The organism is Inquilinus sp. CA228, from assembly GCF_052078665.1.
GTDB lineage: Bacteria > Pseudomonadota > Alphaproteobacteria > DSM-16000 > Inquilinaceae > Inquilinus.
The window spans coordinates 1-26,392 of the sequence record NZ_JBQJIK010000099.1 but is presented as its reverse complement, the minus strand read 5'-3'; the positions used below and the strand labels follow the sequence as shown (position 1 = coordinate 26,392).

Annotated in this window: 16 protein-coding genes; 8 read left to right on the top strand and 8 right to left on the bottom strand. The window is 71.7% G+C overall.

What is annotated here, in order from left to right; all coding sequences use genetic code 11:
- From ACTOWL_RS33665 to ACTOWL_RS33635, 7 genes are all read right to left on the bottom strand, one after another.
- On the bottom strand, positions 1–1,232 hold a 1,232-nt coding region (locus ACTOWL_RS33665), incomplete at its 3' end, for a condensation domain-containing protein (protein WP_441325670.1).
- A gap of 5 nt (positions 1,233–1,237) precedes the next feature.
- Positions 1,238–4,411 (bottom strand): non-ribosomal peptide synthetase, encoded by a 3,174-nt coding sequence (locus ACTOWL_RS33660; RefSeq protein ID WP_441325669.1) that lies wholly within the window; start codon positions 4,409–4,411, stop codon positions 1,238–1,240.
- The gene (locus ACTOWL_RS33655; protein WP_441325668.1) at positions 4,408–8,940 is read right to left on the bottom strand and encodes a condensation domain-containing protein; all 4,533 of its coding nucleotides are present in this window, start codon (positions 8,938–8,940) and stop codon (positions 4,408–4,410) included. Before ACTOWL_RS33655 ends, ACTOWL_RS33660 begins: the two co-directional genes overlap by 4 nt.
- A gap of 8 nt (positions 8,941–8,948) precedes the next feature.
- On the bottom strand, positions 8,949–10,634 hold the full coding sequence (locus ACTOWL_RS33650; protein WP_441325667.1) for a cyclic peptide export ABC transporter: 1,686 nt from the start codon (positions 10,632–10,634) through the stop codon (positions 8,949–8,951).
- A 21-nt stretch (positions 10,635–10,655) separates the two neighbouring features.
- A complete protein-coding gene (locus ACTOWL_RS33645) occupies positions 10,656–11,654 on the bottom strand; it encodes a TauD/TfdA family dioxygenase (protein WP_441325666.1) in 999 nt (332 codons plus the stop codon).
- Positions 11,651–12,418 carry a thioesterase II family protein gene (locus ACTOWL_RS33640; RefSeq protein ID WP_441325665.1) on the bottom strand — a complete coding sequence of 256 codons (768 nt, stop codon included), beginning with the start codon at positions 12,416–12,418 and terminating at the stop codon, positions 11,651–11,653. The genes ACTOWL_RS33645 and ACTOWL_RS33640 overlap by 4 nt, the downstream gene beginning before the upstream one ends.
- Positions 12,419–12,422: 4 nt before the next feature.
- The gene (locus ACTOWL_RS33635) at positions 12,423–12,665 is read right to left on the bottom strand and encodes an MbtH family protein (protein WP_441325664.1); all 243 of its coding nucleotides are present in this window, start codon (positions 12,663–12,665) and stop codon (positions 12,423–12,425) included.
- A gap of 359 nt (positions 12,666–13,024) precedes the next feature.
- Here ACTOWL_RS33635 and ACTOWL_RS33630 point away from each other — a divergent pair, with 359 nt between their 5' ends.
- Together ACTOWL_RS33630 and ACTOWL_RS33625 are read left to right on the top strand one after the other, a co-directional pair.
- The gene (locus ACTOWL_RS33630; protein WP_441325663.1) at positions 13,025–14,110 is read left to right on the top strand and encodes a GNAT family N-acetyltransferase; all 1,086 of its coding nucleotides are present in this window, start codon (positions 13,025–13,027) and stop codon (positions 14,108–14,110) included.
- The gene (locus ACTOWL_RS33625; RefSeq protein WP_441325662.1) at positions 14,107–15,450 is read left to right on the top strand and encodes a lysine N(6)-hydroxylase/L-ornithine N(5)-oxygenase family protein; all 1,344 of its coding nucleotides are present in this window, start codon (positions 14,107–14,109) and stop codon (positions 15,448–15,450) included. Before ACTOWL_RS33630 ends, ACTOWL_RS33625 begins: the two co-directional genes overlap by 4 nt.
- On the opposite strand, the gene ACTOWL_RS33620 is transcribed toward ACTOWL_RS33625, so the two are convergent.
- Entirely contained in the window at positions 15,447–16,259 is an 813-nt protein-coding gene (locus tag ACTOWL_RS33620) for an NAD(P)H-dependent oxidoreductase (protein ID WP_441325661.1), read from the bottom strand. The genes ACTOWL_RS33625 and ACTOWL_RS33620 overlap by 4 nt on opposite strands.
- 93 nt (positions 16,260–16,352) lie before the next feature.
- Between ACTOWL_RS33620 and ACTOWL_RS33615 the strand changes: the two genes are divergently transcribed.
- The 6 genes from ACTOWL_RS33615 to chrA form a co-directional block, all read left to right on the top strand.
- Positions 16,353–17,291, top strand: coding sequence for a LysR family transcriptional regulator (locus ACTOWL_RS33615; protein WP_441325660.1), 939 nt, complete (start codon positions 16,353–16,355; stop codon positions 17,289–17,291).
- Positions 17,292–17,366: 75 nt separating this feature from the next.
- Complete coding sequence (gene hmgA, locus ACTOWL_RS33610; protein ID WP_441325659.1) at positions 17,367–18,677, top strand: homogentisate 1,2-dioxygenase; 1,311 nt, start codon at positions 17,367–17,369, stop codon at positions 18,675–18,677.
- Positions 18,674–19,690, top strand: coding sequence for a fumarylacetoacetate hydrolase family protein (locus ACTOWL_RS33605; protein ID WP_441325658.1), 1,017 nt, complete (start codon positions 18,674–18,676; stop codon positions 19,688–19,690). Before hmgA ends, ACTOWL_RS33605 begins: the two co-directional genes overlap by 4 nt.
- A gap of 425 nt (positions 19,691–20,115) precedes the next feature.
- A complete protein-coding gene (locus ACTOWL_RS33600; RefSeq protein WP_441325657.1) occupies positions 20,116–21,051 on the top strand; it encodes an NAD-dependent epimerase/dehydratase family protein in 936 nt (311 codons plus the stop codon).
- Between the two features lie 471 nt (positions 21,052–21,522).
- Positions 21,523–25,590 carry an NAD-dependent epimerase/dehydratase family protein gene (locus ACTOWL_RS33595; RefSeq protein WP_441325656.1) on the top strand — a complete coding sequence of 1,356 codons (4,068 nt, stop codon included), beginning with the start codon at positions 21,523–21,525 and terminating at the stop codon, positions 25,588–25,590.
- 57 nt (positions 25,591–25,647) lie between these two features.
- A partial coding sequence (gene chrA / locus ACTOWL_RS33590; RefSeq protein ID WP_441325655.1) for a chromate efflux transporter occupies positions 25,648–26,392 on the top strand: 745 nt, incomplete at its 3' end.

Below are 26,392 nucleotides of genomic sequence, written 5' to 3'. Positions count from 1 at the left end.
ACCCCGTCCAGCGCCAGGAGAGCCGCGTCGCGGGTGGTGCGGAAGTTGAACAGCGACTGGAACAGCGGCGTGTGCCGCGCATCGCGGGCGATGCCGAGCCCGTCCAACAGCAGCTCGAACGGCACATCGCCCTGGTCGAGGGCGGCCATCGCCTCGCCACGCAGCCGGCGGCACAGCGCCCGGACGCTGAGGTGCGGATCGAGCTGGACGCGGTAGACCTGGGTGTTGACGAAGAAGCCGAGCAGATCCTGGACCTCGGCCCGGCCGCGCGCCGCGTTGGGCACGCCGACGGCGAAACCCGACTGGCCGGAGAGCCGACCGAGCAGCAGTTGCCAGGCGGCGAGCAGCACGACGAAGGGGGTGCACCCCTCCTCCCGGCACAGCGCCTGGACCGACCGGACCAGGTCCGGCGGCAACGCGAAATCGATGCGGCCGCCGGGGCGGTTGCCCTCGGAGTCGCGGGGCCGGTCGGTCGGTAGCGCCAGCACCGGCACGTCGCCGCCGAGATACTCCTTCCACCGCGCCAGGGCCTGATCGCGGCGATCGCCGGCGAAGCGCTGGCGCTGCCAGGCAGCGTAGTCGGCGTAGTCGAGCGCTTGGGCGGGCAGCGGCCGGCCACGGCGGGCGGGATCGCGCAGCGCCTCGCCATAGGCCTGGGCGAGGTCGCGCACCAGCACGGCGGCCGACCAGGCGACGTCGACGATGTGGTGCATCACCAGCAGCAGCACCCATTCGCCGACGCCGGCCCCCCCCGGGCTCCCCGCCGTCTCGCCGCGCCGGGCCAGGGCGACGCGCAGCAGCGGCGGCCGGGCGAGGTCGAAGGGCCGGCGCACCCGCGCCTGCAGCCAGGCGGACAGCGCCTGCTCCGCGCCCGGCACCCCGGACGCGGGCAGCACGGCATGCTCGATCGCGACATCGACCTGCGACAGCACCACCTGCCGCGGCTCGCCCTCCCCGCCCTCGAAGCGGGTGCGCAGCACGGCGTGGCGCTCGACCAGGCGGCGGAACGCGGCCTCCAGCGCCGGCACGTCCAGCCGCCCCCGCAGCCGCAGCGCGCGGACCGAGTTGTAGGCCGCGCCCTCCGGATCGTAGTGCTGCAGGAACCACAGGCGCTGCTGCTGGAAGGACAGCGGGGCCGAGGCCCCGCCGTCGCGCGGGCGGATCGCATCCGGATCCGCGGTGTCGTCTTCCAGCAGCAGCGCGAGCAGCGCGTCGGCGTCGATATCGTTCATGGTCTTCAGAGAGCCTTGGCCTGCCGCGCCTTCTCCAGCAGCGCCGCCCGCTCCGCCTCGCTCATGCCGTCGAGGCTGAGGCGGAGGGTGGCGATCTGGTCGATCCGCCCCGGCGCCGCGTGGCCGCGCAGCGCCTGGGCCAGGGCGGCGATACTGGGATGGTCGAAGACGATGCCGGGCGGCACGTCGAGCTGGAACAGCTTGCGGATGCGGGCGACCAGCTTGATCACCTGCAGCGAGTTGCCGCCGATGTCGAAGAAATCGTCGGTGACACCGATCGCCTCGGCCGGCCGCTCCAACAGCTCCGCCGCCACCTGGCGCAGCAGGGTCTCGACCGCATCGCGCGGCGCCACCTTGGCGCTGCTCTCGGCCAGGGTCGCCGGATCGGGCAGGCCGCGGCGATCGATCTTGCCGTTGGCCAGGCGCGGCATCCGGTCCAGAGCCACGATCTGCGCCGGCACCATCGGGCCGGGCAGCCGCGCGGCCAGGGCCGGGCGTAGCGCCGCGGCGTCGACCTCGCCCGAGGCCAGGGTGACGAAGCCGACCAGACGTGCCTCTCCGCCTTCCGGCCGGTGCACCACGACCACCGCCTGCTGGACGCCGTCGAGGGCCTGCAGCGCGGCCTCGACCTCGCCCGGCTCGACCCGGAAGCCGCGGATCTTCACCTGATGGTCGACCCTGCCGACGACCTGCAGGGAGCCATCCGGCAGGTGCCGGGCCAGGTCGCCGCTGCAGTAGAGCCGCCGGCCCTCGCGGAACGGGTGGTCGACGAAGGCGCCCGCCGGGTCGCCATGCAGATAGCCGCGGCAGAGCTGCGCCCCGCCGATGTGCAGCTCGCCCACCGCGCCGGTCGGCGCCAGCCGGCCGGCGGCGTCGAGCACCAGCACCTCGCTGCCGGCCAGCGGCCGGCTCAGCGGCAGGGCGTCGCCCGCCCAGGCCGGAGCCGAGAGATCATGGGCATGCACCAGTACGCCGACCGTGGTTTCGGTCGGGCCGTAATGGTTGAACACGCGGCATTGCGGCGCCGCCGCGAGGATCCGGTCGACCAGCGCTTTCGAGGTGCCCTCGCCGCCCAGGATCAGCGTGGCCGGCAGCGCCGGCTCCGGCGCGTCGAGCAGCGCCGCCAGATGCGACGGCACCAGCTTGGCGCAGTCGATGTCGTGCCGCCGCAGGACCCCGGCGAAAGCAGCGCCATCGGCCATCTCGGCCTCATCCGCCACCGCCAGGCACGCACCGTGCCGCAGCGCGCCGAACAGCACGGTGTTGCCGAGATCGGCGGCGACGGTCGAGGTCAGGGCGAAGCGCCGGCAGCCGGGGAGGCCGAGTGCCGCGCTGACCGCCTCGACATAGGTGCGGAGCTGGCCGTGTTCGATCACCACGCCCTTGGGCGTGCCGGTCGAGCCGGAGGTGAACAGAACATAGGCGGCGCGGTCGTCCTCGCCGAGGTCGGGCAGCGCCGCCGAGGCGGGCTCCGCGATCGCTGCAGCCAGCGGGTGGACCGGGATGATGTCGGAGACGACCGGATCGGCCGCGTCGGTCAGCACCAGCACCGGCCGGGCCTGGTCGAGCAGCAGCTGCCGGCGCGCCTGCGGCCATTGCGGGTCGAGCGGCAGATAGGCGCCGCCGGCGCGCCAGACGGCGAGCAGCGCCACCACCATCTCGGCCGAACGCGCCATGTCGAGCGCCACCACGGACTCACGGCCGACGCCATGGGCGACGAGCCAGCCAGCCAGCCCGTCGACCCGCGCATTCAGCCCGGCATAGTCGAGGGTGATACCGTTGCCGGCCAGGGCCGGCGCGGTCGGGGTCTCGCGGCCCCAGCGAGCGATCAGCGCCGGCAGCGACGGGCCGGGCGCCGGGGCCTGCGCCGTGGCGTCGAAGGCCAGCAGCCGCGCCCGCTCCGCCGCGCCCACCGGCGACAGGGTGCCGAGCGGCGTGTCCAACTGGTCCGGCAGCTCGGACAGCAGGGTCACGACCTGCTCCAGCAGGATTGCCATCGCCGCATCGTCGTAGCGGCCGCCATCCCAGTGGAGGGCGACAGTGCGGAGGCTGCCGTCCTCGGCGAGGCCGGCCTGCAGCGCCAGCTCGAAGGGTTGCGGCCCGTCCGCCGAGACCAGGCGCCAGGCGCCGTCATCGGCCGCGGGACCCGCGACCCGGAAGCCGACGACGAGATGGTCGCTGCGGCCCGGCGCCTCGACCGCCCAGTGCTCCTGCCAGCCGCGATGGCTGTCGAGCAGCGGCACGAGCCGGTCCAGGAAGGCGGCGAAGGGTTCGGCCGGGTCGGCCGTCAGCCACAGCGGCAGCACCTTGTCGAACGGGCCGACGGTCTCGGCGAAGGCGTCGTAGTCGCGGCGGCAGTCATGCTGCCAGCCGGCCACCAACTCGGCCCGGCCGGTGATGCGGGCCAGCAGCGCCCACCAGGCCGCCTGCAGCACCACATCCAACCCGATATCGCGCGCAGTGGCGAGTTCCGCCAGCCGCTGTGCGACGGCGGCGTCGATCGCGGCCTCACGGCTGGCTCGCGCGCCTGCGCCGGTCTCGCGATTGCGATAAGGCAGATGCAGGGCCGGCGGCGCCGAGGAGCCGAGATGGTTCTGCCAGTAACGGCGACCCTCGACTGCGTCCTCGTCGGCCGCCATTTCGGCGCGCCATTCGACATACTGCGCGTAGGCGACGCCGTCCTCATTCGCCGGGACGGCGGCGCCAGCATACTCGTCGCGCAGGGCGCGATGGATCAGGTCGAGTGCGCCACGGTCGGCCACCAGCGGCGAGGCCAGCAGCGCCAAGCGCCAGTCAGAATCGCCCAGGCGATACAGCGCGGCCCGCAGGGTCCGGCCGGAGCCGAGATCGAAGCCACTCTGCGCCGCCAGGTCCGTCGCCATCGCATCGGCGGCATCCGTTCGGCCGCGCAGGTCTAGCGCCGCCCAGGCCGGCTCCGCCGGCGCATCGAGCGGCCGGGCGCGCAGGCCGCGAAAGCCGGGGACGGCGACGAAGGCGGTGCGCAGGATCTCGTGCCGGCCGGCCACCCGCAGCAGCGCCGCGCGCAGCCGGGCCTCGTCCAGATCGCCGGCGATGCCGACGATGAGGGTCGCGGCGTCATCCGGATGCTCCGCGGCGACGCGCTGCTCGGGGCCGAGCGGCCAGGTCTCCGCCCCGGCGGAAAGGGCCAGATCGGTCATCGCGCACCCTCCAGGCTGCTGCGATCGACCATGTCGCCCATCGCCACGACGATGCGGCGCGGCCCCTCATACGGGTCGCGGGCATGGGCGGCCAGCATGTTGTCGAGCATCACCACATCCCCGCGGCGCCAGTCGAAGCGCACGGCGCAGGCCTCATACAGCTCGCCGATCAGGTCCATGACCTCGTCCTCGATCGGCGAGCCGTCGCCGTAGAACACCTGCCGCGGCATCCGCGCCGAGCCGACCATGGCCAGCAGGTCCTCGCGCACATCGGCGTCGAGGCAGCGGGTGTGGTGCAGCTGGACCTGGTTGAAGAAGGAACGCTCGCCGGTCAGCGGATGGGTGATCACCGCCGGGCAGCGGGTGCGGGTCTGCAGCTCGTCCTGGCCGATCCAGGCGAAGTCGACCTCGGCGGCGCGGCACCGGGCCTCGACCTCGTCGCGGCTGTCGGTCTTGAAGAAGTCGCGCCAGTCGACGTCGAGATTCTCGGTGAAGGTGCGGACATAGGTCAGGCCGAGGCGGGCGAAGCGCTCCGCCAGCTCCGTCGGCAGGCGCCGAACCATCTCGCGGCAGTCGACGATCGGGGTGGCGCCGCCGACCGGCGACGGCTGCTCGCAGAAGAACCACTGCTTGCGCGGCCAGCGCGGCAGGTGCGAGCTCTCATTGTGGTAGAGGATCATCTTCCGCTCCGGATACGGCGTGGAGCGGTAGGTGTTGCGGCCGCCTTCCTTCTTCGGCAGGTCGCCATAGGAGCCGTAGAGGCCGGGCTGCAGCGCCTCGGCGAAGGCCTCGAACTCCTGCGGCGTGGTCAGGCCGAAGCCGCGGAACAGCAGGCCGGCGTGGTGCCGCAGCCAGGCCTCGACCTGGTCGCGATGGGCGGCGGCCCAGGCCACGGCGTCGAGATCGGCGCTGGCCGGCTCGACCACCAGCGGAAACACCGCGCCCGGGGTCAGCGAGGAGGTGCGCACCAGCTCGCGCGCCGGCGCCGCGGCGGCGGCCGGGCGGGCCGAGGGGGACGCGAACTTCTTCAGCTTGTCGAGCTTGGCGCCCATGCGGGCGGCGCCGGTGGTTTCGGACGGCGACGCGGACGACGACATCGCGGGTTCCTCCAGTGAGGGAAAGGTGAAGCCGCTCAGCGAGCGGTCCGGGGTTTCGGCGATCTGCTCCAGGAGAGCGGTCCAGGCGGCCACCAGCCGCCCGACCCGCGGCCGGGCGAACAGGTCGGTGGCGAAGACCCACTCGCCTTCCAGCCCCTGCGCGGCGCGGGGGCCGAGCGGGTCGAGGAACAGCGCCATGTCGAATTTCGAGCCATGCGCCTGGGCCGGCCGCAGCTCCGCCGTCAGGCCGTCGACGCCGAAGCGGCCGCGCGGCGCGCTCTGCAGCACGAACAGCACCTGCACCAGCGGGTTGCGGGCACGGTCGCGCGGCGTGCCGGCGGCCTCGACGATCTGGTCGAAGGGCAGCAGCGGCTGCTCGAAGGCCTGCAGCGAGTCCTCGCGCACCCGGTCGAGCAGCTCGGCGAATGGCAGCGCCGCGGCCGGCCGGGCGCGCAGCGGCAGGACGTTGACGAAGAAGCCGACCAGCCGGTCGAGCTCGCGCCGCGGCCGGCCGGCGACGTCGGTGCCGATGACGAAGTCGGTGGCGCCGGTCAGCCGGTGCAGCAGGGTCTCGAACGCCGCCAGCAGCACCATGAACAGCGTGCCGCCGCGGGCATGGCCCAGCGCCTCGAGCCGCCCGACCAGCGGCCCCGGCAGGCTGAACAGAATACTGTCCCCGGCTTGGGACGCCACGGGCGGGCGCGGATGGTCGGCCGGAAGCTCAAGCCGGTGCGGGACACCGGCCAGCCGGTCGCGCCAGAACGCCTTCTGCCGCTCCAGCCCCTCGCCCTGCAGCAGCCGGCGCTGCCACAGCGCGTAGTCGAGATACTGCACCGGCAGCGGCGCCAGATCGGCCGGGCCGTGCGCCAGCGAGGCGCGGTACAGCGCCCCCAGATCGTCGATCAGCACGCCGATCGACCAGCCGTCGGCGACGATGTGGTGCAGGCCGAGCAGCAGGCTGTGCTCCGTGGGCCCCAACCGCAGCAGGGTGGCGCGCAGCAGCGGCGCCGCCGCCAGGTCGAAGGGCCGCCGCGCCTCCTCCGCCTCGATCTCGGCCAGCCGCGCCTCGCGCCGGGCCGGATCGAGCGCCGACAGATCGATCTCCGGCAGCGGCAGGGCGGCGTCGGCGTCGACCCGCGCCACCGGCACGCCGTCGGCATCCTCCGGATAGGCGGTGCGCAGGATCTCGTGCCGCGCCAGCAGGCCGGTGAGGGCGCGGTCCAGGGCCGGCCGCGACAGCGGGCCGGTCAGGCGCAACTGGCCGGTCAGGTTGTAGGCGCTGCGCGCCGCCTCCCCCGCCAGCCGTTCGGCCAGCCACAGGCGCTGCTGCGCCAGCGACAGCGGCATCTCGGCCTGTCGCGGCTCGGCCGTGACCGGCGGCAGCCCTGCCTCCGGCGCCTGGCGCGGCGCTGCGTCCAGCCGGGCGGCGAGCTCGGCCAGGCTGTGCGGCGCGAAGATCTCGCGCAGCGGCAGCTCGACGCCGAACTCGGTGCGGATCCGGTCGATCGCCTGCATCGCCAGCAGCGAATGGCCGCCGAGGGCCAGGAACTGGTCGCCGCGGCCGATCGGGCCGCAATCCAGCAGCTCGGACCAGATCGCGGCCAGGCGCTGCTCGGTGCCGTGCCGCGGCGGCTCGCGGTCCTGCGCGCCGGCGCCGGCCGTCGGGCGGTGGTAGAGATGCCAGGCCTGCAGCTCGCCCGAGGCCAGCCGCTCGCGGCAGGCGGAGCGCTGCAGCTTGCCGCTGGTGGTCTTCGGCAGCGTGCCGGGTTCGAGCAGCGCGACCAGCGCCGCCGGCTCCTGCTGGAATTCGGCGACGACGCGGTCGATCGCCTCGACCAGCGCTTCGGGCGCCGTCTTGCGCTGCGTGGCGCGGCTGATCTCGACCGCGACGCCGATGCTCTCGCGGCCGTCATGCTCGACGGCGAAGGCCGAGACCCGGCCTTTGCGGATCCCCGGCACGCCGGCCTCGACCGCCTTCTCGATGTCCTGCGGGTAGCGGTTCTGGCCGCGGATGATGATCACATCCTTGCGCCGGCCGGTGATGAACAGCTCGCCCTCGTGCAGGAAGGCAAGGTCGCCGCTGCGCAGCCAGATCCCCTCGCCCCAGATCCCGTCGCGACGGTCGAGGAAGGCCTGGCGCGTCGCCTTCGCATTGCGCCAATAGCCGCGGGCAACGCTGCCGCCGGTCACCCAGACCTCGCCGACCGCGCCCTCGCCGAGCGGCTCCAGCGTCTCGGGATCGACGATGCGCAGTTGCTCCGGCCGGATCGGCCGGCCGCTGCTGACCAGCTCGACGCCCGCGCCGCTCGGCACCACCCGGTGCGCCGCCAGCGCCGCCGGGTCGACGCGCAGCGTGACATAGGCGTGCGGCCGTGGGCAGCCGGATACGATCAGCGTGGCTTCGGCCAGGCCATAGCCGGGAGCCAGCGTCTCGCGCCGCAGGCCGGCCGGGGCGAAGCGGGCGGCGAAGTCGGCCATCGTGTCGGCCCGCACCGGCTCCGACCCGCAGAAAGCGCATTGCCAGGACCGCAGGTCGAGCCCGGCGAGGGTCTTGTCGCTGACCCGCTCGCAGCACAGGCGGTAGGCGAAGTCGGGGCCGCCGCTGAGCGTGCCGCCGAAGCGGTGCATCGCCTCCAGCCACCGCGCCGGCCGGGCCAGGAAGTGCTGCGGCGTCATCAGCACCAGCGGAACGCCGGCGAAGAAGGGCAGGATCAGCCCGGCGATCAGCCCCATGTCGTGATAGAGCGGCAGCCAGGACACCAGCACGTCGTCCGCTGTCACGCCCCAGCCGTGCACCATCATCCGCTGGTTGTCGATCAGGTTGGCGTGGGTGACCTCGATGCCCTTGGGGTCGGCGGTCGAGCCTGAGGTGTATTGCAGGAAGGCGATGTCATCGCCCTTCGCCGGATGCGGGCGCCAGGCCTCGGCCAGGGCCGGCGACAGGGTGTCGACGGCGACCGGCTCGACGCCCTGCGTCCCGGCGCAGAGAGCCTCGACCGAAACGCAATGGGACCGGTCGGTCAGCAGCAGGCGGGCGCCGGCATCCGCCACCATGCCCTGCAGCCGCTCGACATGATGGCGGCTCATGCCCTCGGGCGGATAGGCCGGCACGGCGATCACCCCGGCATAGAGGCAGCCGAAGAAGGAGGCGATATAGTCCGGCCCGCTGTGCAGCAGGATCAGCGCCCGGTCGCCCGGCGCCGCCACGGACTGCAGATGCGCCGCGACCGTCCGCGCCCGCAGATCGAGGGCACGGTAGTCGAGGGTCTCGCCGACCGTCTCGCCGTCGGTCAGGAAGCGCAGCGCCGGCCCGCCGTCATCGGCGGCGGCGCGGCGGCGCAGCAGCTCGACCAGCGTCTCGGCATCGGTGCAATCCAGCGCCAGCGGGGCGGCGTCGCGGCGCGGGCGGAGATCGAAGGCAGCGTCGCTCACGGCGAACCTCATGACACCGGCGAAAGGGAAAGATCGCGGCCGTTGGCGGCGTGGGCCGGGGCCGGCATGGCCGCGGCGGGGCCGCCGCGCTCGACCAGCTGGCCGCGGTCGAGCTTGACCAGCTGGTCGGCGAGCGGGAACCAGCGGTCGTCATGGGTGATGACCAGCACCGTCTTCCGCCGCGCCTTCAGCTCGGCCAGGACCTCGCGGTAGAACACGTCCTTGAACTGCGGGTCCTGGTCGGCCGCCCATTCGTCGAACACCATCACCGGCCGGTCCTCGAGGCAGGCCGCCACCAGCGCCAGGCGCTTGCGCTGCCCCTGCGACAGGTCGCGGGTCGAGAAGGCGCCGTCGCGGACCGCGACCTTGTGGTCGAGATGGAGCTGGCGCAGCCAGGTGTTGGCGCGGTCGTCGAGCGACCCGTCCGCCGCCTCCAGCAGCGTCTCGAACAGATGGAAGTCGGAGAACACGGCCGAGAACAGCTGCCGGTGCGCCTCGCCGCCCGGCGCGGCCAGGGCCCGGCCGTCGACGCGGATGGTGCCGGATTCGGGCGCGTAGAGGCCGGTGACCAGCTTCGCCAGCGTGGTCTTGCCGCTGCCGTTGCCGCCGACCAGGAAGGTGATCTCGCCCGGCCGCAGCGTCAGGTCGATCGGGCCGAGGGTGAAGACCTCGTCCTCGCGTTCGTCATAGTAGCCGTGGGTGACGCCTTCCAGCGCCAGCGTCACCTCGTGCCCGGCCGGAACAGGCGCCGGCGCCGCGTCGTCCTTCCCCGCCTCCAGCTCCGCCAGCGTGTCGCCGATGCGGCCGAGCGCCACCCGGGCCATGCCGAGATGCGGGATGTTGGCCAGGAGCCCTTCCAGCGGGCCCATGATGTAGAGGAAGGCGATGACGTAGCCGGAGACGACGCCGGCATCTCCCGGCGCGATCCAGATCCGCGCGAACAGCGCCGTGCCGATCGTCGCCATGAACAGGAGCCGGCCCCAGCCATCGGCGAAGGCCAGCAGCGACAGGCCGCGGACCCGGCTGCGGCCGACGGCGTCGATCGCCTCGGCCAGCACCGCGTCGAGGAAACGGCGCGCCTTGCCGCCGTTCAGCTTCAGCTCCTTGGCGCCGCCGTTCAGGGCCTCGAAATGGCCGAACAGACGATCCTGGTCGCGGCCTGCCTCACGGAAGTGCCAGAGCACGCGGCCGTAGCTGAGCTGGTGGCCGACCGAGCCGAGCGTCAGCACCACCGCGGCGAGCAGCAGGAAGGTCCAGGACAGGGTGGCGAGATAGGCCAGCACGCCCAGGATGACGACCCCGTTGGTCACCAGGATCGGCAGGCCCATGCAGAAGGTGGCGATGGCGGAGGCGTCGTCGGTCAGCAGCGACTGGATCCGCGCCCGGCCAATGACCTCGAGCCGGCGGTAGGGCGCCGCCACCACCGCCTCGGCGATGTGCTGCCGCAGCCCGCCCAACGCCCGCTGGCCGAGGCGGGCGAACAGGGCGCGCGAGGCGACCTGCGCCACCATCACCAGCAGCGCTGCGGCGACGAAGGGCAGCAGCCATTGCGGCAGCGCCTCGGCCGGCGCGTGCAGGGCGCGGTTGATCAGCAGCACCAAGAGGGCGCCGCCCACCCCGCAGGCCAGGCTGGCGAGGATGGCGGCCGCGAACAGGACCCGCGACCCGCGGATCAGCATTCCAAGAAGCGACACGGCTTTCTCCGGCTCGGAGCGTCAGTGCAGACCGTGCGCTTCCGCCATGGCGACGATGACCTTGCGCGGCCCCTTGAAAGGGGACCGCGCATGGGCGGTGAGCATGTTGTCGAGCATCAGCACGTCGCCCGCCTGCCAGGGGAAGCTGATCTTGTTCGCCTCCAGCACCTCGCGGACGGCGGCCAGCGTCTCGTCCTCGATCGGCGAGCCGTCGCCGTAATAGACGTTGCGCGGCAGGTCCGGCTCGTCGACCAGCTCCAGCAGGGTCGACCGCACCTCCGGCTCCAGGTTCGAGACGTGGAACAGATGGGCCTGGTTGAACCAGAGCATCTCGCCGGTCACCGGATGGGCGATCGCGCCCTGGCAGACCTGGCGGGTGCGCAGCTCGCCGTCCGGCTTCCACTCGCAGTCGATGCCGTGAGCGCGGCAATAGGCTTCGACCTCGCCGCGATCCTCGGTGCCGAACACCTGCTGCCAGGAGACGTCGAGGCCGTTGCCGGTGTTGCGGACATACATCAGCCCCTTCGCGGCGAAGCGGTCGCGCAGGGCCGGCGGCATGGCGCGGTAGACGGCGCGGCTGTCGGCGATCGGCGTCTCGCCCCCTTCCGGCGCCGCCTGCTGGCAGTAGAACCAGATCTTCATCGGCCAGTCCCGGGTGTAGGCCTGCTCGTTGTGCAGCGGGATGTGCTGATGCGGCGGGTACTCGGTCGAGGTGTAGACGCCCTGCGTCACCTTGCTGCGCGGGGTCGAGCCGAACTCGTAGGTCAGCAGCGGCTGGCCGAAGCCGGCGGCGAAGCCGCGGAAGGCGTCGGCGCCGTCCAGCGCGAAGCCGCGGAACAGCACGCCGCCCTCGACGGGCAGGTGGCGATCGACGATCGACCGGATCTCCGGCAGGGCCTCGATCAGCGACGGCGTGCCGCCGGCAGCGGGCTCGACCAGCAGCGGCAGGGGCCCGCCGTCGCGCAGCGGGCGGGTCGTCAGCATGGCGGTGGTCACGGCATCCATGGCGTGGGCACTCACTGAAGCGTCCGGCCGGCGGGCGATCCGCCGGCGCGGGACAGGGCGGCCGGGCCGCCGTTCATCCGTCGCGACAGAGCGGCGTCGAGGACGCCCAGCACCTCCGCCTGACGGGAGTGGATGAAGAAATGGTCGCCCTCGAACAGGTCGATGGCGAAGTCGCAGCGCGTCTCCCGGCCCCAGGCCTCGAGCGCCGGGCGGTCGAGATCGTCGCCGGTGCCGGCGAGGACATGCACCGGGCAGGGCAGCGCCGGGCGCGGCCGATAGGCGTAGGCGCCGGCCATCAGGAAGTCGGCGCGCAGCACCGGCAGCACGACGGCCATCAGCTCGGCATCGGCCAGCGCCTCCTCCGGCGTGCCCTGGTAGCCGCGCAGATCGGCGATCAGCTCGGCATCGCTGCGCGGCCGGGCCAGGTCGCGGTCGTCGCGCATCGCCGGCGCCTCGCTGCCGGAGGCGAACAGCACCAGCGGCGGCGCGACGCCACGCTCCAGCAGGGCATGCGCCAGCTCGAAGGCCAGCAGGCCGCCCAGGCTGTGGCCGAACAGGGCGTAGGGCCCGTCGATCAGGCCCTCGACCTCCCCCGCCAAGGATGCGGCGAGGCGGACCGGGTCGGTCGACAGCGGCTCGCCGGTGCGGGCGCCGTGGCCGGGCAGCTCGACCGGATGCACCGCCAGCCAGGACGGCAGCGCCCGGCGCCAGCGGCCATAGACCATGGCGCTGGCCCCCGAATAAGGCAGGCAGAACAGCCGGGCGGCGACGGCGCTCATGCGGTCACTGCGCCGCGTCGGCCCGGGCGGCGTCCGCGGCGGCCGGGCCGTCCATGTGCCGGCGCAGCGACTGCGGCCGCATGTCGGTCCAGACCTCGGCGATGTAGGCCAGGCACTCCGCCTTCGGGCCGGTCTTGCCGACGGCCGCCCAGCCCTCAGGGATCTCCTTGTAGTCGGGCCAGATCGAGTATTGCTCCTCGTGGTTGACCACGACGTGAAAGACGGTGTCGTCCCGATCGAAGGCCATCAGGCACTCCTCGCCGATATCGCATGCAGAGATAAAGAGCATTTTACGGATTACGCAGACGCAGCCATGCGACGCCCTGCCGGATTGTTTCGGCATGGCATCTTGATTTGGTCTTCAGCGCTTTCCGTTGGCTTGAAGGAGATCGAGCAGGCGCCACAACGTGCCTGGACTTCCCGTTCCCTTCTGGCTATGAATGATAATGAGTTGCAGTTGCATTGCAAGTCAAGCCCGTTTTCGTCCTTCCCTGCCCCTCGTCCGGGAAGCGGCGACCAGACCAGACGAGACGAATCCGCCCGCTTGCCGGCGGCCGCTGGCATGCCCGAGCCGGCAGAATCCTGCGGCCGCGCAAGGAGAAGACGATGGACGCCATACCCATTCCGCAGCCCGGCACGACCTTCCTCTCCTACGCCGCCACCCGGGCCCCGGCGACGACGTCGCGCCAGGGTGATTCGCTGACGGTGCGGCAGGCCGGCGCCGCGCCGCTGACGTTGCGCCTGGCCGAGGGGCGCCTGACCGAGGGACGGCTGGCGCTGACCGGCCCGGCCGGGTCGGGCGATGCCGCCCTGCGCGGCCTGAACGCCGCCATCGAATCCGCCTTCGCCTGGCATCCCGAGCTGGAGCGGCTGGCGCTCGATCTCGGCGACGGCGCCGGCGCGCTGGCCGCTTCGCTGCGCCGCCGCGGCATCGCGGTCGAGACGGCCGACGCCCCGCTGACCGTGCTGCCGGAGCTGTTCATGCAGCAGGCCGAGCTGTGGCACGGCCGGCCCGACCTGCCGGCCTTCCCGCAGCGCCAGGTGATGACCGACGGCAAGCGCCATCCGCAGCGGCCGCCCAAGCCGCAGGGCACGGTCTATGCCCGCTACATCCCGTGGCTGGAGCAGACCATCGCCTTCCGCGCCGCCACGGTGGAGGACGACCTCGGCCATCTGCACAAATGGATGAACGATCCGCGAGTCGCCGCCTTCTGGAACGAGGACGGCGACCTGGAGAAGCATCGCCGCTACCTGTCCGGGCTGATCGCCGACCCGCACATGGTGCCGCTGATCGCGACCTTCGACGGCACGCCCTTCGCCTATTTCGAGATCTACTGGGCCCGCGAGAACCGCCTGGCGCCGTTCTACGACGTCCAGGATTACGACCGCGGCTGGCATGTCGTGGTCGGCGAGGATTCCTATCGCGGCCGCAGCTTCATCAGCGCCTGGCTGCCGTCGCTGACGCACTACATGCTGCTCGACGACTGCCGCACCCAGCGCATCGTCGGCGAGCCGGCGGCGGCGCACCACCAGCAGATCCGCAACCTCGAGACCTCCGGCTTCGTCCGGATCAAGACCTTCGACTTCCCGCACAAGCGGGCGGCGCTGGTGATGCTGCTGCGCGAGCGCTTCTTCTTCGACCGGCTTTGGCTGCCGGCCGCCACCGCCCCGCAGCCGGTGGCGAGCCGATGAGCCAGGACGCGATCCACGACGTCGTCGGCGTCGGCTTCGGCCCGTCGAACCTGGCCCTCGCCATCGCCCTGGACGAGGCGCTGCGCCAGCGCGGCGCGGCGCTGAGCCATCACTTCATCGAGAAGCAACCCGGCTTCACCTGGCATGGTGGCATGCTGCTGCCGGACAGCGACATGCAGATCTCCTTCCTCAAGGACCTGGTGTCGCTGCGGGACCCGACCAGCCCGCTGACCTTCGTCAACTACCTGCACCAGAAGGGCCGGCTGGAGGCCTTCATCAACCGCAAGACCTTCTTCCCCAGCCGGATCGAGTTCAACGACTATCTCGGCTGGGTCGCGGCCCGCTTCGCCGAGCATTGCAGCTATGGCGAGGAGGTGACGGCGGTCGAGCCGGAGACGGCGCAGGGCGTCGTCACCGGGCTGCGCGTGCGGTCCCGCACCGCGTCGGGCGGCGAGACCGTGCGGCGGGCGCACAACCTGGTCGTCGCCACCGGCGGCAGCCCGCGCATCCCGGCGGCCTTCGCCACGCTCCGCGGCGAATCGCGGGTCGTCCATTCCTCCTTCTATCTCGACCGCATCCACGGGCTGGGCCTGGCGCGCCGCCCCTCCGCCCGGGTGGCGGTGATCGGCGGCGGCCAGAGCGCGGCGGAGATCACGCTCGACCTGCATGGCCGCTTCCCGCAGCTTGGCATCGACCTGATCTTCCGCGGCCATGCGCTGAAGCCGTCGGACAACACCCCCTTCGTCAACGAGATCTTCAACCCCGGCTTCACCGACTATGTCTTCGGCCAGGGGGAGGCGCAGCGCGACGCCATCATCCGCGAGTTCCGCAACACCAACTACGCGGTGGTCGACGCCGACCTGATCGAGCGGATCTTTGACATCCTGTACCAGCAGAAGGTGCAAGGGCCGCCACGGCTGGCGCTGTGCGGGCGCTGCGAGGTGATCGAGGCCGAGGCGGGTCTGGAGACGGTCGAGCTGACGGTGCGCGACGGCTTCGCCGGCACCGCGGCGCGGCGCGGTTACGACGCGGTGGTGCTGGCCACCGGCTATGAGCGCGACGGCGGGCGCCGGCTGCTATCGGCGCTGGCCCCCTGGATCGAGGATTTCGCGGTCGACCGCGACTACCGCCTGCGCACCCGGCCGGAGTTCCGGCCGCAGATCCACCTGCAAGGCCAGTCCGAGACCTCGCACGGGCTCAGCGACACGCTGCTCTCGGTGCTGGCGGTGCGGTCGCAGGAGATCGCGGAATCGCTGCTGGCGGCCAAGCGCCGACGCGGCGTTCCGCCCGACCTGCACGCCCCCACCCCGCTCCGCCGCCTCGCCGTCAACGACGGCTAGGCTGCCGAAGCCCGGTCGGCCTTGCCGGCGCCGTCGAGGTGGAGGGCGAAGCCGGCCGCAGCCGGATCGCCCAGGCCGGGACGGAGCTGCAGGCTCGGGATCAGGTAGTCGCCGCCATTCTGCCGCCGGTAGGGGATCGGCGGGGTGGTGGCGACCGTCCGCATCCGCTGGCGCAGCCGCTCGGCCACGGCCTCGAATCCGGCGTCGTCGAGACGGTCGACCCGGTAGGCCACGAAGGACGGCAGCACGTCGTAGCCCGGGTAGTAGAGAATGCCGTGGTTGATCGGGAACAGTAGGTCGTCGATCGGCCCGTTGACCCCGCGCGGGGCGTAGTGCTCCTCCCAGCCGCCGGTGGTCACGATCAGCATGGCGCGCTTGCCGGCGAGGGTTCCTTCGCCGAAGCGGTCGCCCCAATACTTGTCGCTGTGCTCGCCGACGCCATAGGCGAAGCCGTAGGCATAGACCCGGTCGACCCAGCCCTTGAGGATCGCCGGCATGCTGTACCACCACAGCGGGAACTGCAGGATCAGCATGTCGGCCCAGAGCAGCTTCTCCTGCTCGGCCCTGATGTCCTCGGTCATCGCGTCGGCGGCGAAGGCTTCGGCGGAGGCGCCGGCCACCTTCAGCCGAGCCGCCGGCGCCAGCGTGGGGAAGTCGGCCCGGTCGACCTCGGATGTCCAGCCATCGGCGTAGAGATCCGACACCCGCACCTCATGGCCCTGGGCCTCGAGCTCGCGCACAGCGACGTCGCGCAGCGCGCCGTTGAGCGAGCGCGGCTCGGGATGGGCGAAGACAAGCAGCACCTTCATGGTCAGCGATCCTTCCAAGGAAACCGACCCCTCAGGTGGCCAGCCCTCGGCTGATCCGCTATATGTCGGGAATGGATAGGATTGTGCCGATAAATGGATAGGCCGGACGTCACGCTCGAGCGCATGCGCAGCTTCATCCGCGTCGCCGAGCGCGGCAGCCTGTCGGCGGTGGCGCGCGAGCTCGGGGTCGGCCAGTCGACCGTCACCCGGCACCTGCGGGAACTGGAGGAAGCGGTCGGCGTGCCGCTGCTCAGCCGCACCACCCGGCGCGTGACCATGACCGACGAGGGCAGCCGCTACTACGCCGACTGCGTCCAGATCCTGCGCCTGGTCGAGCAGGCCGGGGACGAGGCGCGGGCCACGCGCGGGGCGCCGGCCGGCACGATCCGGATCTCCTGCACCGCCGCCTTCGGAGTGCTGCAGGTCAGCCGGCTGATCTTCACCTTCCAGGACCGCTATCCCGACATCGGGGTCGACCTCAGCCTGACCGACGAGCGCGTCGACCTGGTGCGGGAGGGCGTCGACATCGCGCTGCGCCTGGGGCCGCTGACCGACAGCTCGATGAAGCTGCGCGCGCTCGGCCGGTCGCGGCGCCTGCTGGTGGCGGCGCCGGACTATCTGGCGGCATGGGGCCGGCCGGCCGTGCCGCAGGACCTGGCCGGGCATGAGGGCGTCCGGATGACGAACATCGCGGGCAGCGACATGCTGATCCTGGAGGGGCCGGGCGGTGAGCGCCATGCGGTGCCGTTCGGTGGGCGGTTCCGGGTCGATCACGGGCTCGCCGCGCGCGAGGCCCTGGCCGCCGGGCGCGGTATCGCCCCCGCCCATCGCTGGCTGGTCGACGACCTGCTGGCGGCCGGCCGGCTGGAGGTGATCCTGCCGGGCTACGAGCCGCCGCCCGTCCCCCTGAGCCTGCTGATCGTGCCGGAGCGCGCGGGCATCGCCCGGGTCCGGCTGCTGGTCGACTTCCTGGCCGAGCGGATCGGCGGCATCCCGGGGATCGAGACGCCGCGGCCGGACCGCCCGCGCTGACAGTTTGGCATTGAAATTCGTTTCAAATGAAACGACCATCCAGGCAGGACGGAATGACGAGGCCGGGAGGATGCGATGACGCTCCGCTACATGCCGGGATTCGGCAATGATTTTGAGACCGAGGCCCTGGACGGCGCCCTGCCCCAGGGCCAGAACTCGCCGCAGCGCTGCGCCTACGGGCTGTATGCCGAGCAGCTTTCCGGCTCGCCCTTCACCGCGCCGCGCGGCACCAATGAACGGTCCTGGCTGTACCGGCTGCGGCCCTCGGTGAAGCATGTCGGTCGTTTTGGTGAGATCGAGCTGCCGCATTGGAAGACGGCGCCGCATGTCGTCCGCCATGGCCTGCCGCTGGGTCAGCTGCGCTGGGACCCGACGCCGATCCCGGACGAGAAGCTCACATTCCTGACCGGAATGCGCACCATGACCACGGCCGGCGACGTGTTCACCCAGGCCGGCATGGCGGCGCATGTCTACCTGGCCACCGAATCGATGGTCGACGAGGTGTTCATCAACGCCGATGGCGAGCTCTTGATCGTGCCGCAGCAGGGGTCGCTGCGCCTGGTCACCGAGCTTGGGATCATGCAGATCGGCCCGGCCGAGATCGCGGTGATCCCGCGCGGCACCAAGGTCAAGGTCGAGCTGGTCGACGGCCCGGCGCGCGGCTATGTCTGCGAGAATTACGGCGCCAAGTTCACCCTGCCGGACCGCGGCCCGATCGGCGCCAACTGCCTGGCCAACCCGCGCGACTTCAAGACCCCGGTCGCCGCCTTCGAGGAGAAGGACACGCCGCACCGCGTGGTGGTGAAATGGTGCGGCGGCTTCCACCAGACGACGATCGGCCACTCGCCGCTCGACGTCGTCGCCTGGCATGGCAACTACGCGCCCTACAAATATGATCTGCGGACCTTTTCGCCGGTCGGCGCGATCGGCTTCGACCACCCGGATCCGTCGATCTTCACGGTACTGACCGCCCCCTCCGGTGAGGCGGGCACGGCCAATGTCGACTTCGTGATCTTCCCGGAGCGCTGGCTGGTGGCCGAGCATTCGTTCCGGCCGCCCTGGTACCACATGAACATCATGTCGGAGTTCATGGGCCTGATCTACGGCCGCTACGACGCCAAGGAGGAGGGCTTCCTGCCGGGCGGCATCAGCCTGCACAACTGCATGCTGCCGCACGGGCCCGACACCGACGCCTTCGCCAAGGCCTCGACCGTCGAGCTGAAGCCGGTGAAGCTGACCGGCACCATGGCCTTCATGTTCGAGACCCGCTTCCCGCAGCAGCTGACACGCTATGCAGCGGAGCTGCCGACGTTGCAGGATGACTATCCGGCCTGCTGGAGCGGGCTGGAGAAGCACTTCGACAAACGGGAGGACACCGGCCGATGAAGCTCGCCAGCCAGAGGGACGGGTCGCGCGACGGGCGCCTCGTCGTCGTCTCACGCGACCTGACCCGCTACACCGTGGCCGGGGGCATCGCCCCGACGCTGCAGCGCGCCCTGGACGACTGGGACCTGCTGCGGCCGCGGCTGGAGGCGCTGGCGCATGACCTCGAGCTCGGCGCCGTGCCGAGCGACCGGTTCCGCGAGCACCAGGCCCTGTCGCCCCTGCCCCGCGCCTATCAATGGGCCGACGGCTCGGCCTATGTGAACCATGTCGCGCTGGTGCGGCAGGCCCGCGGCGCCGAGATGCCCGAGAGCTTCTGGACCGAGCCGCTGATGTACCAGGGCGGATCCGACACCTTCCTGGCCCCGCGCGACCCGATCCGGATGGAGAGCGAGGCCTGGGGCATCGACCTGGAGGGCGAGGTCGCGGTCGTCACCGGCGACCTGCCGATGGGCGTGACGGCCGAGGCCGCGGGCAAGGCCATCCGGCTGGTCATGCTGGTCAACGACGTGTCCCTGCGCAACCTGATCCCGGCCGAGCTGGCCAAGGGCTTCGGCTTCTTCCAGTCCAAGCCGTCCTCGACCTTCTCGCCGGTGGCGGTGACGCCGGACGAGCTGGGCGAGGCCTGGCAGGGCGGCAAGCTGCACCGGCCGCTGCTGGTCGAGCTGAACGGCGCCCCCTTCGGCCGGGCCGACGCCGGGATCGACATGACCTTCGACTTCCCGACCCTGGTCGCCCATGCGGCCCAGACCCGGCCGCTCGGCGCCGGCACCATCATCGGCTCCGGCACCGTGTCGAACCGCGACGCCGATGGCGGGCCGGGCAAGCCGATCACCCAGGGCGGCCACGGCTATTCCTGCCTGGCCGAGCTGCGCATGGTCGAGACCATCCTGTCCGGCGCGTCCAAGACCTCGTTCCTGCGCTTCGGCGACACCGTGCGGATCGAGATGAAGGACGCGCAGGGCCATTCGATCTTCGGCGCGATCGAGCAGACCGTCGAGGAGGCTGTCGGGTAACGGAGGCGGCATCGCGCCTTTCACGGCTGCACCCGGCTTCGCCTCGTGCAAGGCCTTCTTTCGCCTCAAAAAAGCCTACAAAACTCACAAAAATCGTTTGACACTCCAAGCACAGAAAGCTTGAAATCCAACCTCGGAGGAATTTCTTTCGAAACGGACAGGTTGTCCGCCGCTCACTTGGCGAACTGTATCGAGACTTCACTATCGGACTTGGGGGCGTGGCGCGCGAAATCTCAGTAACCAGGATTTCTCGCGCCCATTGATGAAGGAGGAGGATGTGATTCACGGAAGTAGAGTTCTGCTCTTTGGCCGCGTAAACTGGGCAACGCACAGAGCAGAAGCCAGGGTCGGAACAGCCTGACCAAGACCCGGTCGGCACTCATTCGCCGGCATCGTATCGGACAACGGTTTGAGAGAAATCCCTTATGAGAATCCTTGTCACGGGCTCGCGTGGGCTGATCGGCACCGAGATCATGCGGCGCTTTGCCGAGGCCGGGCACCAGCCGGTCGCTTTCGACAGCGCCTATGAGGCCGGGACGCCCAGCCATGGCGACATCCGGAACGTCGATCAGCTGCGGCGGGCCATGGCCGGCTGCGACGGCGTCGTCTCCCTCGCCGCCGTCTCCCGCGTCATCACCGGCGAGCGCAACCCGGAGCTGTGCTGGGACATCAATGTGAACGGCACCGAGGCGGTGCTGCAGGTCGCGCTGGAGCAGCCGGCCGGCCGCCGGCCCTGGGTGGTCTATGCCAGCAGCCGCGAGGTCTATGGCGACCCGGCGACGCTGCCGGTGCCGGAGGACGCGCCGCTCGAGCCGGTCAACATCTACGGCCGGTCCAAGGCCGAGGCCGAGGCCGCGGTGGGCCGCGCCCGCGAGGCCGGGCTGGCCACGGTGATCGTCCGCTTCTCCAACGTCTTCGGCTCGACCGCCGACCATCGCGACCGGGTGGTGCCGGCCTTCGCCCGGGCGGCCGCGACCGGCGGCACGATCTCGATCGAAGGCGCCGAGAACACCTTCGACTTCACCCATGTCGATGATGTCGGCCGCGGCCTCTCCCTGCTGGTGGAGCGCCTGAAGGACGGCCACCGGACGCTGCCGCCGATCCACTATGTCGGCGGCCGCGCCGTGTCGCTGGGCGAGCTGGCCGAGATGGCCCAGGCGGCCGCGCTGATCCCGGTCGAGATCCGCACGGCACCGCCCCGCAACTTCGACGTGGCGCATTTCCGCGGCGATCCGGCGCGGGCGGAGGAGCTGCTGGGCTGGCGCACCGAGATCTCGGTCGAGGACGGCCTGCGCCGCCTGATCCACGCCTACGCGGCCGATCAACAGACCCAGGTCGCAGCGAAGGCGCCGGCGAAGTAGCAGGCTTCGGACAGTTTCGCGGCAGGGTCTCGTAGACCCTAAGCCGCAGCAAGGATCCCCGGAGGGCCGGCCACGTGACGCGTGGCCGGCCCTTTCGTTTGAGATCGACGACCGTCCCGTCGAGGCCTGTCGTCGTCCAGCTTGCCATGCCCTCTCCCAGAGCCTGCCGTTCCTGCATTGTTGCCGGCGGCCTCCAGGCGCGAAGATTTCAAGATTATCTTTTGAGAAAATCATCTCATAAAATCTTACAAAAACTTTATTGACACCACGCACTCTGGAAGATTGAATTCTAAACCTGAAAGCCTCCGGCCGAAACTCTGGCGAAATCAAGGTTTCGTGACAAGGCGATTGCTCTAGCGACCGCCCATCGGGTGACACCAAGGTTTCATTGCCGAGAGTTCGTCCGGATGCGTGGAACCTGAGGGCGCGAGCGCGGTCTTGCGACCTTCGAGCATGGGAACGCCGACCTTCATGAGAATCCTCATCACGGGCTCGCGCGGGCTGATCGGCACGGAAATGATGCGATGCCTGGCAGGAGCCGGGCACCAGCCGATCCCCTTCGACATCGCCGATGAGCCGGGAACGCCCGGCCATGGCGACATCCGGGACCTGGACCAGCTGCGGCGGGCCATGGCCGGCTGCGACGGCGTCCTCTCCCTCGCCGCCGTCTCCCGCGTCATCGCCGGCGAGCGCAACCCGGAGCTGTGCCGGGACGTTAACGTCAACGGCACCGAGACGGTGCTGCGGGTCGCGCTGGAGCAGCCGGCCGACCGCCGGCCCTGGGTGGTCCATGCCAGCAGCCGCGAGGTCTATGGCGATTCGGCGACGCTGCCGGTGCCGGAGGACGCGCCGCTCGAGCCCGTCAACATCTACGGCCGGTCCAAGGTGGCCGCCGAGGCGGCGGTCGACCGCGCCCGCGAGGCCGGGCTGGCCACCGCGATCGTCCGCTTCTCCAACGTCTTCGGCTCGATCGCCGACCATCGCGACCGGGTGGTTCCGGCCTTCGCCCGGGCGGCCGCGACCGGCGGCACGATCTCGATCGAGGGCGCCGAGAACACCTTCGACTTCACCCATGTCGAGGATGTCGGCCGCGGGCTGGCCCTGCTGGTGCAGTGCCTGAAGGACGGCCACCGGGCGCTGCCGCCGATCCATTTCGTCGGCGGCCGTGCCGTGTCGCTGGGCGAGCTGGCCGAGATGGCCCGGGCCGCCGCGCTGGCCCCGGTCGAGATCCGCACGGCACCGCCCCGCACCTTCGACGTGGCGCATTTCCAGGGCGATCCGGCACGGGCAGAAGCGCTGCTGGGCTGGCGGGCGGAGATCCCGGTCGAGGACGGCCTGCGCCGCCTGATCCACGCCTACGCGGCCGAGGCGCCGCAGCCGACGGGCGACGCGGAGGACCAGCCGATCCTCCGCCGCGAAAGCTCGCCCCGCAGGCTGTCGGCGCTGACCCCCTGGATCCTGGATTTCAGCCACGACCCGATCCGCATGCCGCCGCGGCCGCCCACCCTGCGGCATGCCAGCTACGAGGATGATTTCGACTTCACCACCCTGTTCTGCGACGTGTTCTGGGACGCGTCGGGCGAAGCCATCCGCCTGGTCGGACCGCCGCTCTTGAATCTGGAGACCGAGCTGGACTTCCGGTTCACCGCCCTGCCCTCGATGCAGCCTTGCGCCTTCCAGGTGCGGCACAAGCGCTGGGTCGACCTGGTCACCGTCGCGGTGCCGCCCGGCACCACCGGGCTGATCGCCGACACCAGCCTCGGCCGCGCCTTCCTGGCGCCGCAGCCCAATCTGAGCGAGCTCTTCGCCGGCCGGCGCTGCCTCTATGCGATGAGCCAGGACAACGACATCGCCTGGATCCGGGACTGGGTGCGCTACTACGCCCGCGGCCATGGCTGCAACGGCGTCGTCCTCTACGACAACAACTCCACCGCCTACGACGTGCGCGAGCTTGACGATGCGCTGCGGTCGATCGACCCGTCGATCGAGGTGCTGACCATCCCCTGGCCGTACAAATGGGGCGTGTTCGACGGCCGCCGGCCGCTGTCCTACAGCATCTGGGATTCCTTCTATGGCCAGGCCGCCGCCTTCGAGCATGCGCGGCTGCGCTATTTCCGGAAGGCCGCCAGCGTCGTCAACGCCGACATCGACGAGCTGGCCGTCACCCGCGACGGGCAGAGCGTGTTCGAGATCGCCGAGCAGTCGGACACCGGCTTGATCCGCTTCGACGGCTGGTGGATCCACAATTACGCGGCCGAGGAGTTGCCGCGGCAGCGCCGGCACAGGCACTTCTTCCACAAGAAGGCGGGCCGCCTGGATGCCTGCACCGAGAAATGGGCGGTGGTCCCGGCCAAGTCGCCCGAGGACGTGCAATGGGCGATCCACAACGTCATCGGCATGGTCCCGGACGAAGCCGGCTTCAAGGTCGGCCTGCGCCACTTCAAGCCGATCAACACCAGCTGGGACGTCGACTCGAACCTGACCGACGCCAAGCGGACCGAGCTGTTCCACGGCGACGGCGCGGGGCTGGAGATCGACGAGGATCTGCGCCGGACGCTGGCCCGGGTCTTCCCCGACGGGGAGGATGAGCCGCCGGTCGAGGCTCCGGCCCGGGCGGCCGAGGTCACGGCCTATCAGCACCGGGTGCGCAGCGAGGCCCTGGCCCGCGGCGGCCGGACCGAGGAGGCGGTCGCAGAGGCCCGCCGGGCGGCAGAGCTGCTGCCCGGCCATCCGGCGACGCTCCTCCATCTCGGCAAGCTGCTGCGCGTGGGGGGCGGCGAGGACGAGGCCGCCGGGCTGGAGCGGGGGGCGCAGCGTCTGCGCGAGGCCGACCCGCTGTACCATGTCCAGCTGGGCCGGTCGGCCCAGCACACCGGCGCGATCGACGACGCCGTCGCCAGCCTGCGCCGCGCGCTGGCGCTCGACCCGGAGTCGATCGACGCGGCGGAGCTGCTGTTCAAGCTGTTCTGGGGCCATGGCCGCTACGGCGAGGGCCGGACCCTGGCCCGCGAGTGGATCGCCCGCGCCCCGGCCGATCTGGCCGAGGCCCAGGCCCTGGCCGCCACCATGCTGATGACGACCAGCCGGGCGCCGGAGGCGGTGCCGTACTGGCGCCGGGCGCTGGCGCTGGATCCGCAGCGCGCCGACTTCCATCACAGCCTGGCGCGCTGCCTGCTGGCCGACCGCCGCCTGGCCGAAGCGGAGGAGGCGGAACGGACGGCGATGCGCCTGTTCGAGGAAGAGCCGGACCACGATCGCGATCCGACCCCGCCGGAGCTGGTGCAGAAGCTGAAGCGCAAGCTGCTGCTGCGGGCGTCGACCCGGTCGTCGATGTGGGAGCAACTGGGGCGGATTCTGCGTGCCAGGGGTCGCCTCGACGACGCCCTGAACGCCGTGCGCCAGGCCATCCGCAACAGCCGCCTCGACCCCGACCTGCATCTGCTGCTGGCCGAGATCCTGACCGATCTGCGCCAGCCCGAGCAGGCCGAGGCCGAGCAGGCCAGGGCGGCGGCGGTGGCGCGGGAGCTGCTGGGCCATCCGCCCAACACCATCCGCACCGCCTTCGACCGCGAGCGCGACCTGGTCGGGCTCTATTCCTGGGTCGCCGGCATCCTGCTGCGCTGCGGCCATGCCGCGGAGGCGGCGGCGACGGCCGAGGAGATCGGACGGCTGTTCGCCGGCAGCGCCAATGCCACAACCGCACGCGCCGGCTTCCTGATCAGCGCCGGCCAGGCCGAGGCGGCGGAGCGCCTGATCGCCGAGGCCGCTGCCCGGGGCGAGGACCATTCCCGGCTGCATCACCTGCACGGCACCGTGCTGTCGCAGCTGGGCCGGCTGCCGCAGGCGATCGCCGCCTGCCGGCGAGCCCTGGCGCATGATCCGGCGGGGCCGCACCTGCACCGCAGCCTGGCCGCGCTCCTGATCTCCGACAAGCGCTGGGCCGAGGCGGTCGCGGCACTGGAAACGGCGATCGCGCTGGAGCCGTCGCATGCCGGTGCCCAGCGCCAGCTGAGCACCGCCCTGGCCGCGCTCGACCGGCCGGAGGCGGCGGAGGCGGCGGCGCGCCGGGCGATCGAGCTCTCGCCCGGCGAAGCCGCGCTGGTCCGCCACCTCGCCAACCTCCTGGCCGGCTGGAAGCGCTGGAAGGACGCGGTGGTCGAGCTGCGCCGGGCGATCGAACTCGACCCCGACCACGCCGGCGCGCTGCGACAGCTCAGCGCCGCCTTCGCCGCTCTCGACCAGGCGGACAAGGCGGTCTCGACCGCGCGCAAGGCGATCAAGCTGGCGCCCGAGGAGGCGGCGCTGCACCGCCATCTCGGCAACCTGCTCGCCGCCCAGAAGCGCTGGGACGAGGCGGCCCTGGCGCAGGGCCGGGCGGTCGAGCTGGAGCCCGCGCATGCCGGGGCGCGGCGGCAGCTCGAGACCGCCCTGGCCGAGGCCCGGAAGGCCAAGCCGCAGGGCCAGGCGAGGCGGCCGACCCAGCCGGGAGCGACCTACAGCGGCACCGCCGCGGAAGAGGCGGGCAGCGTCCGCGGTTGACGGTCTCGGCGGGACTCGCCTATCGAGAGGGCCCGCCCGGAGCTGCGAGCCGCCGCGATGACCATTGACGACGCCGAGACGGCCGCGCCGCCAGGCCGGGCCTCGCCGGCCGAGGTGGCCTGGGTCTTCCTCAAGCTCGGCCTGACCTCTTTCGGCGGGCCGATCGCCCATCTCGGCTATTTCCGCGACGAGCTGGTGGCGCGGCGGAAATGGATCGACGAGGCCGGCTATGCCGATCTCGTCGCCCTGTGCCAATTCCTGCCCGGGCCGGCCTCGAGCCAGGTCGGCTTCGCCCTCGGCCTGCTGCGCGGCGGAGGGCTGCTCGGCGGGCTCGCCGCCTGGTGCGGCTTCACCCTGCCCTCGGCCGCCCTGCTTTGCCTGCTCGCGCTCGGCGCCGGCGCCCTCGCCGGCCCGGTCGCCGAGGGCGTGCTGCATGGGCTGAAGCTGGTCGCGGTCGCCGTCGTCGCCCAGGCGGTCTGGGGCATGGCGCGGACCCTGACGCCCGACCGCGAGCGTGCGGCGATCGCATTGGCGGCCGTGGCGGTCGCGGTGTTCGCCGAGGGATCGCTCGGCCAGATCGGCGCGATCGCGCTGGGCGCGGTCGCCGGGCTTCGGCTCTGCCGCGACGGCAGTCCCGCCCCGGCCGGGCGTCTGAGCCTGCCGGTGTCGCGCCGGGGCGGCGCCGTCGCCCTGGCGCTGTTCGCGGCGATCTTCCTGGCCACGCCCGTGCTGGCGGCGGCGACCGGAAGCCAGGGCCTGGCGCTGTTCGACGCCTTCTACCGCTCCGGCACGCTGGCCTTCG

Coding starts and splice junctions, on each gene's coding strand:
- ACTOWL_RS33660 (WP_441325669.1), bottom strand. CDS start 4,411: ATGACCGATCTGGCCCTTTCCGCCGGGGCGGAGACCTGGCCGCTCGGC.
- ACTOWL_RS33640 (WP_441325665.1), bottom strand. CDS start 12,418: ATGAGCGCCGTCGCCGCCCGGCTGTTCTGCCTGCCTTATTCGGGGGCC.
- ACTOWL_RS33635 (WP_441325664.1), bottom strand. CDS start 12,665: ATGGCCTTCGATCGGGACGACACCGTCTTTCACGTCGTGGTCAACCAC.
- ACTOWL_RS33630 (WP_441325663.1), top strand. CDS start 13,025: ATGGACGCCATACCCATTCCGCAGCCCGGCACGACCTTCCTCTCCTAC.
- ACTOWL_RS33625 (WP_441325662.1), top strand. CDS start 14,107: ATGAGCCAGGACGCGATCCACGACGTCGTCGGCGTCGGCTTCGGCCCG.
- ACTOWL_RS33620 (WP_441325661.1), bottom strand. CDS start 16,259: ATGAAGGTGCTGCTTGTCTTCGCCCATCCCGAGCCGCGCTCGCTCAAC.
- ACTOWL_RS33615 (WP_441325660.1), top strand. CDS start 16,353: ATGGATAGGCCGGACGTCACGCTCGAGCGCATGCGCAGCTTCATCCGC.
- hmgA (WP_441325659.1), top strand. CDS start 17,367: ATGACGCTCCGCTACATGCCGGGATTCGGCAATGATTTTGAGACCGAG.
- ACTOWL_RS33605 (WP_441325658.1), top strand. CDS start 18,674: ATGAAGCTCGCCAGCCAGAGGGACGGGTCGCGCGACGGGCGCCTCGTC.
- ACTOWL_RS33600 (WP_441325657.1), top strand. CDS start 20,116: ATGAGAATCCTTGTCACGGGCTCGCGTGGGCTGATCGGCACCGAGATC.
- ACTOWL_RS33595 (WP_441325656.1), top strand. CDS start 21,523: ATGAGAATCCTCATCACGGGCTCGCGCGGGCTGATCGGCACGGAAATG.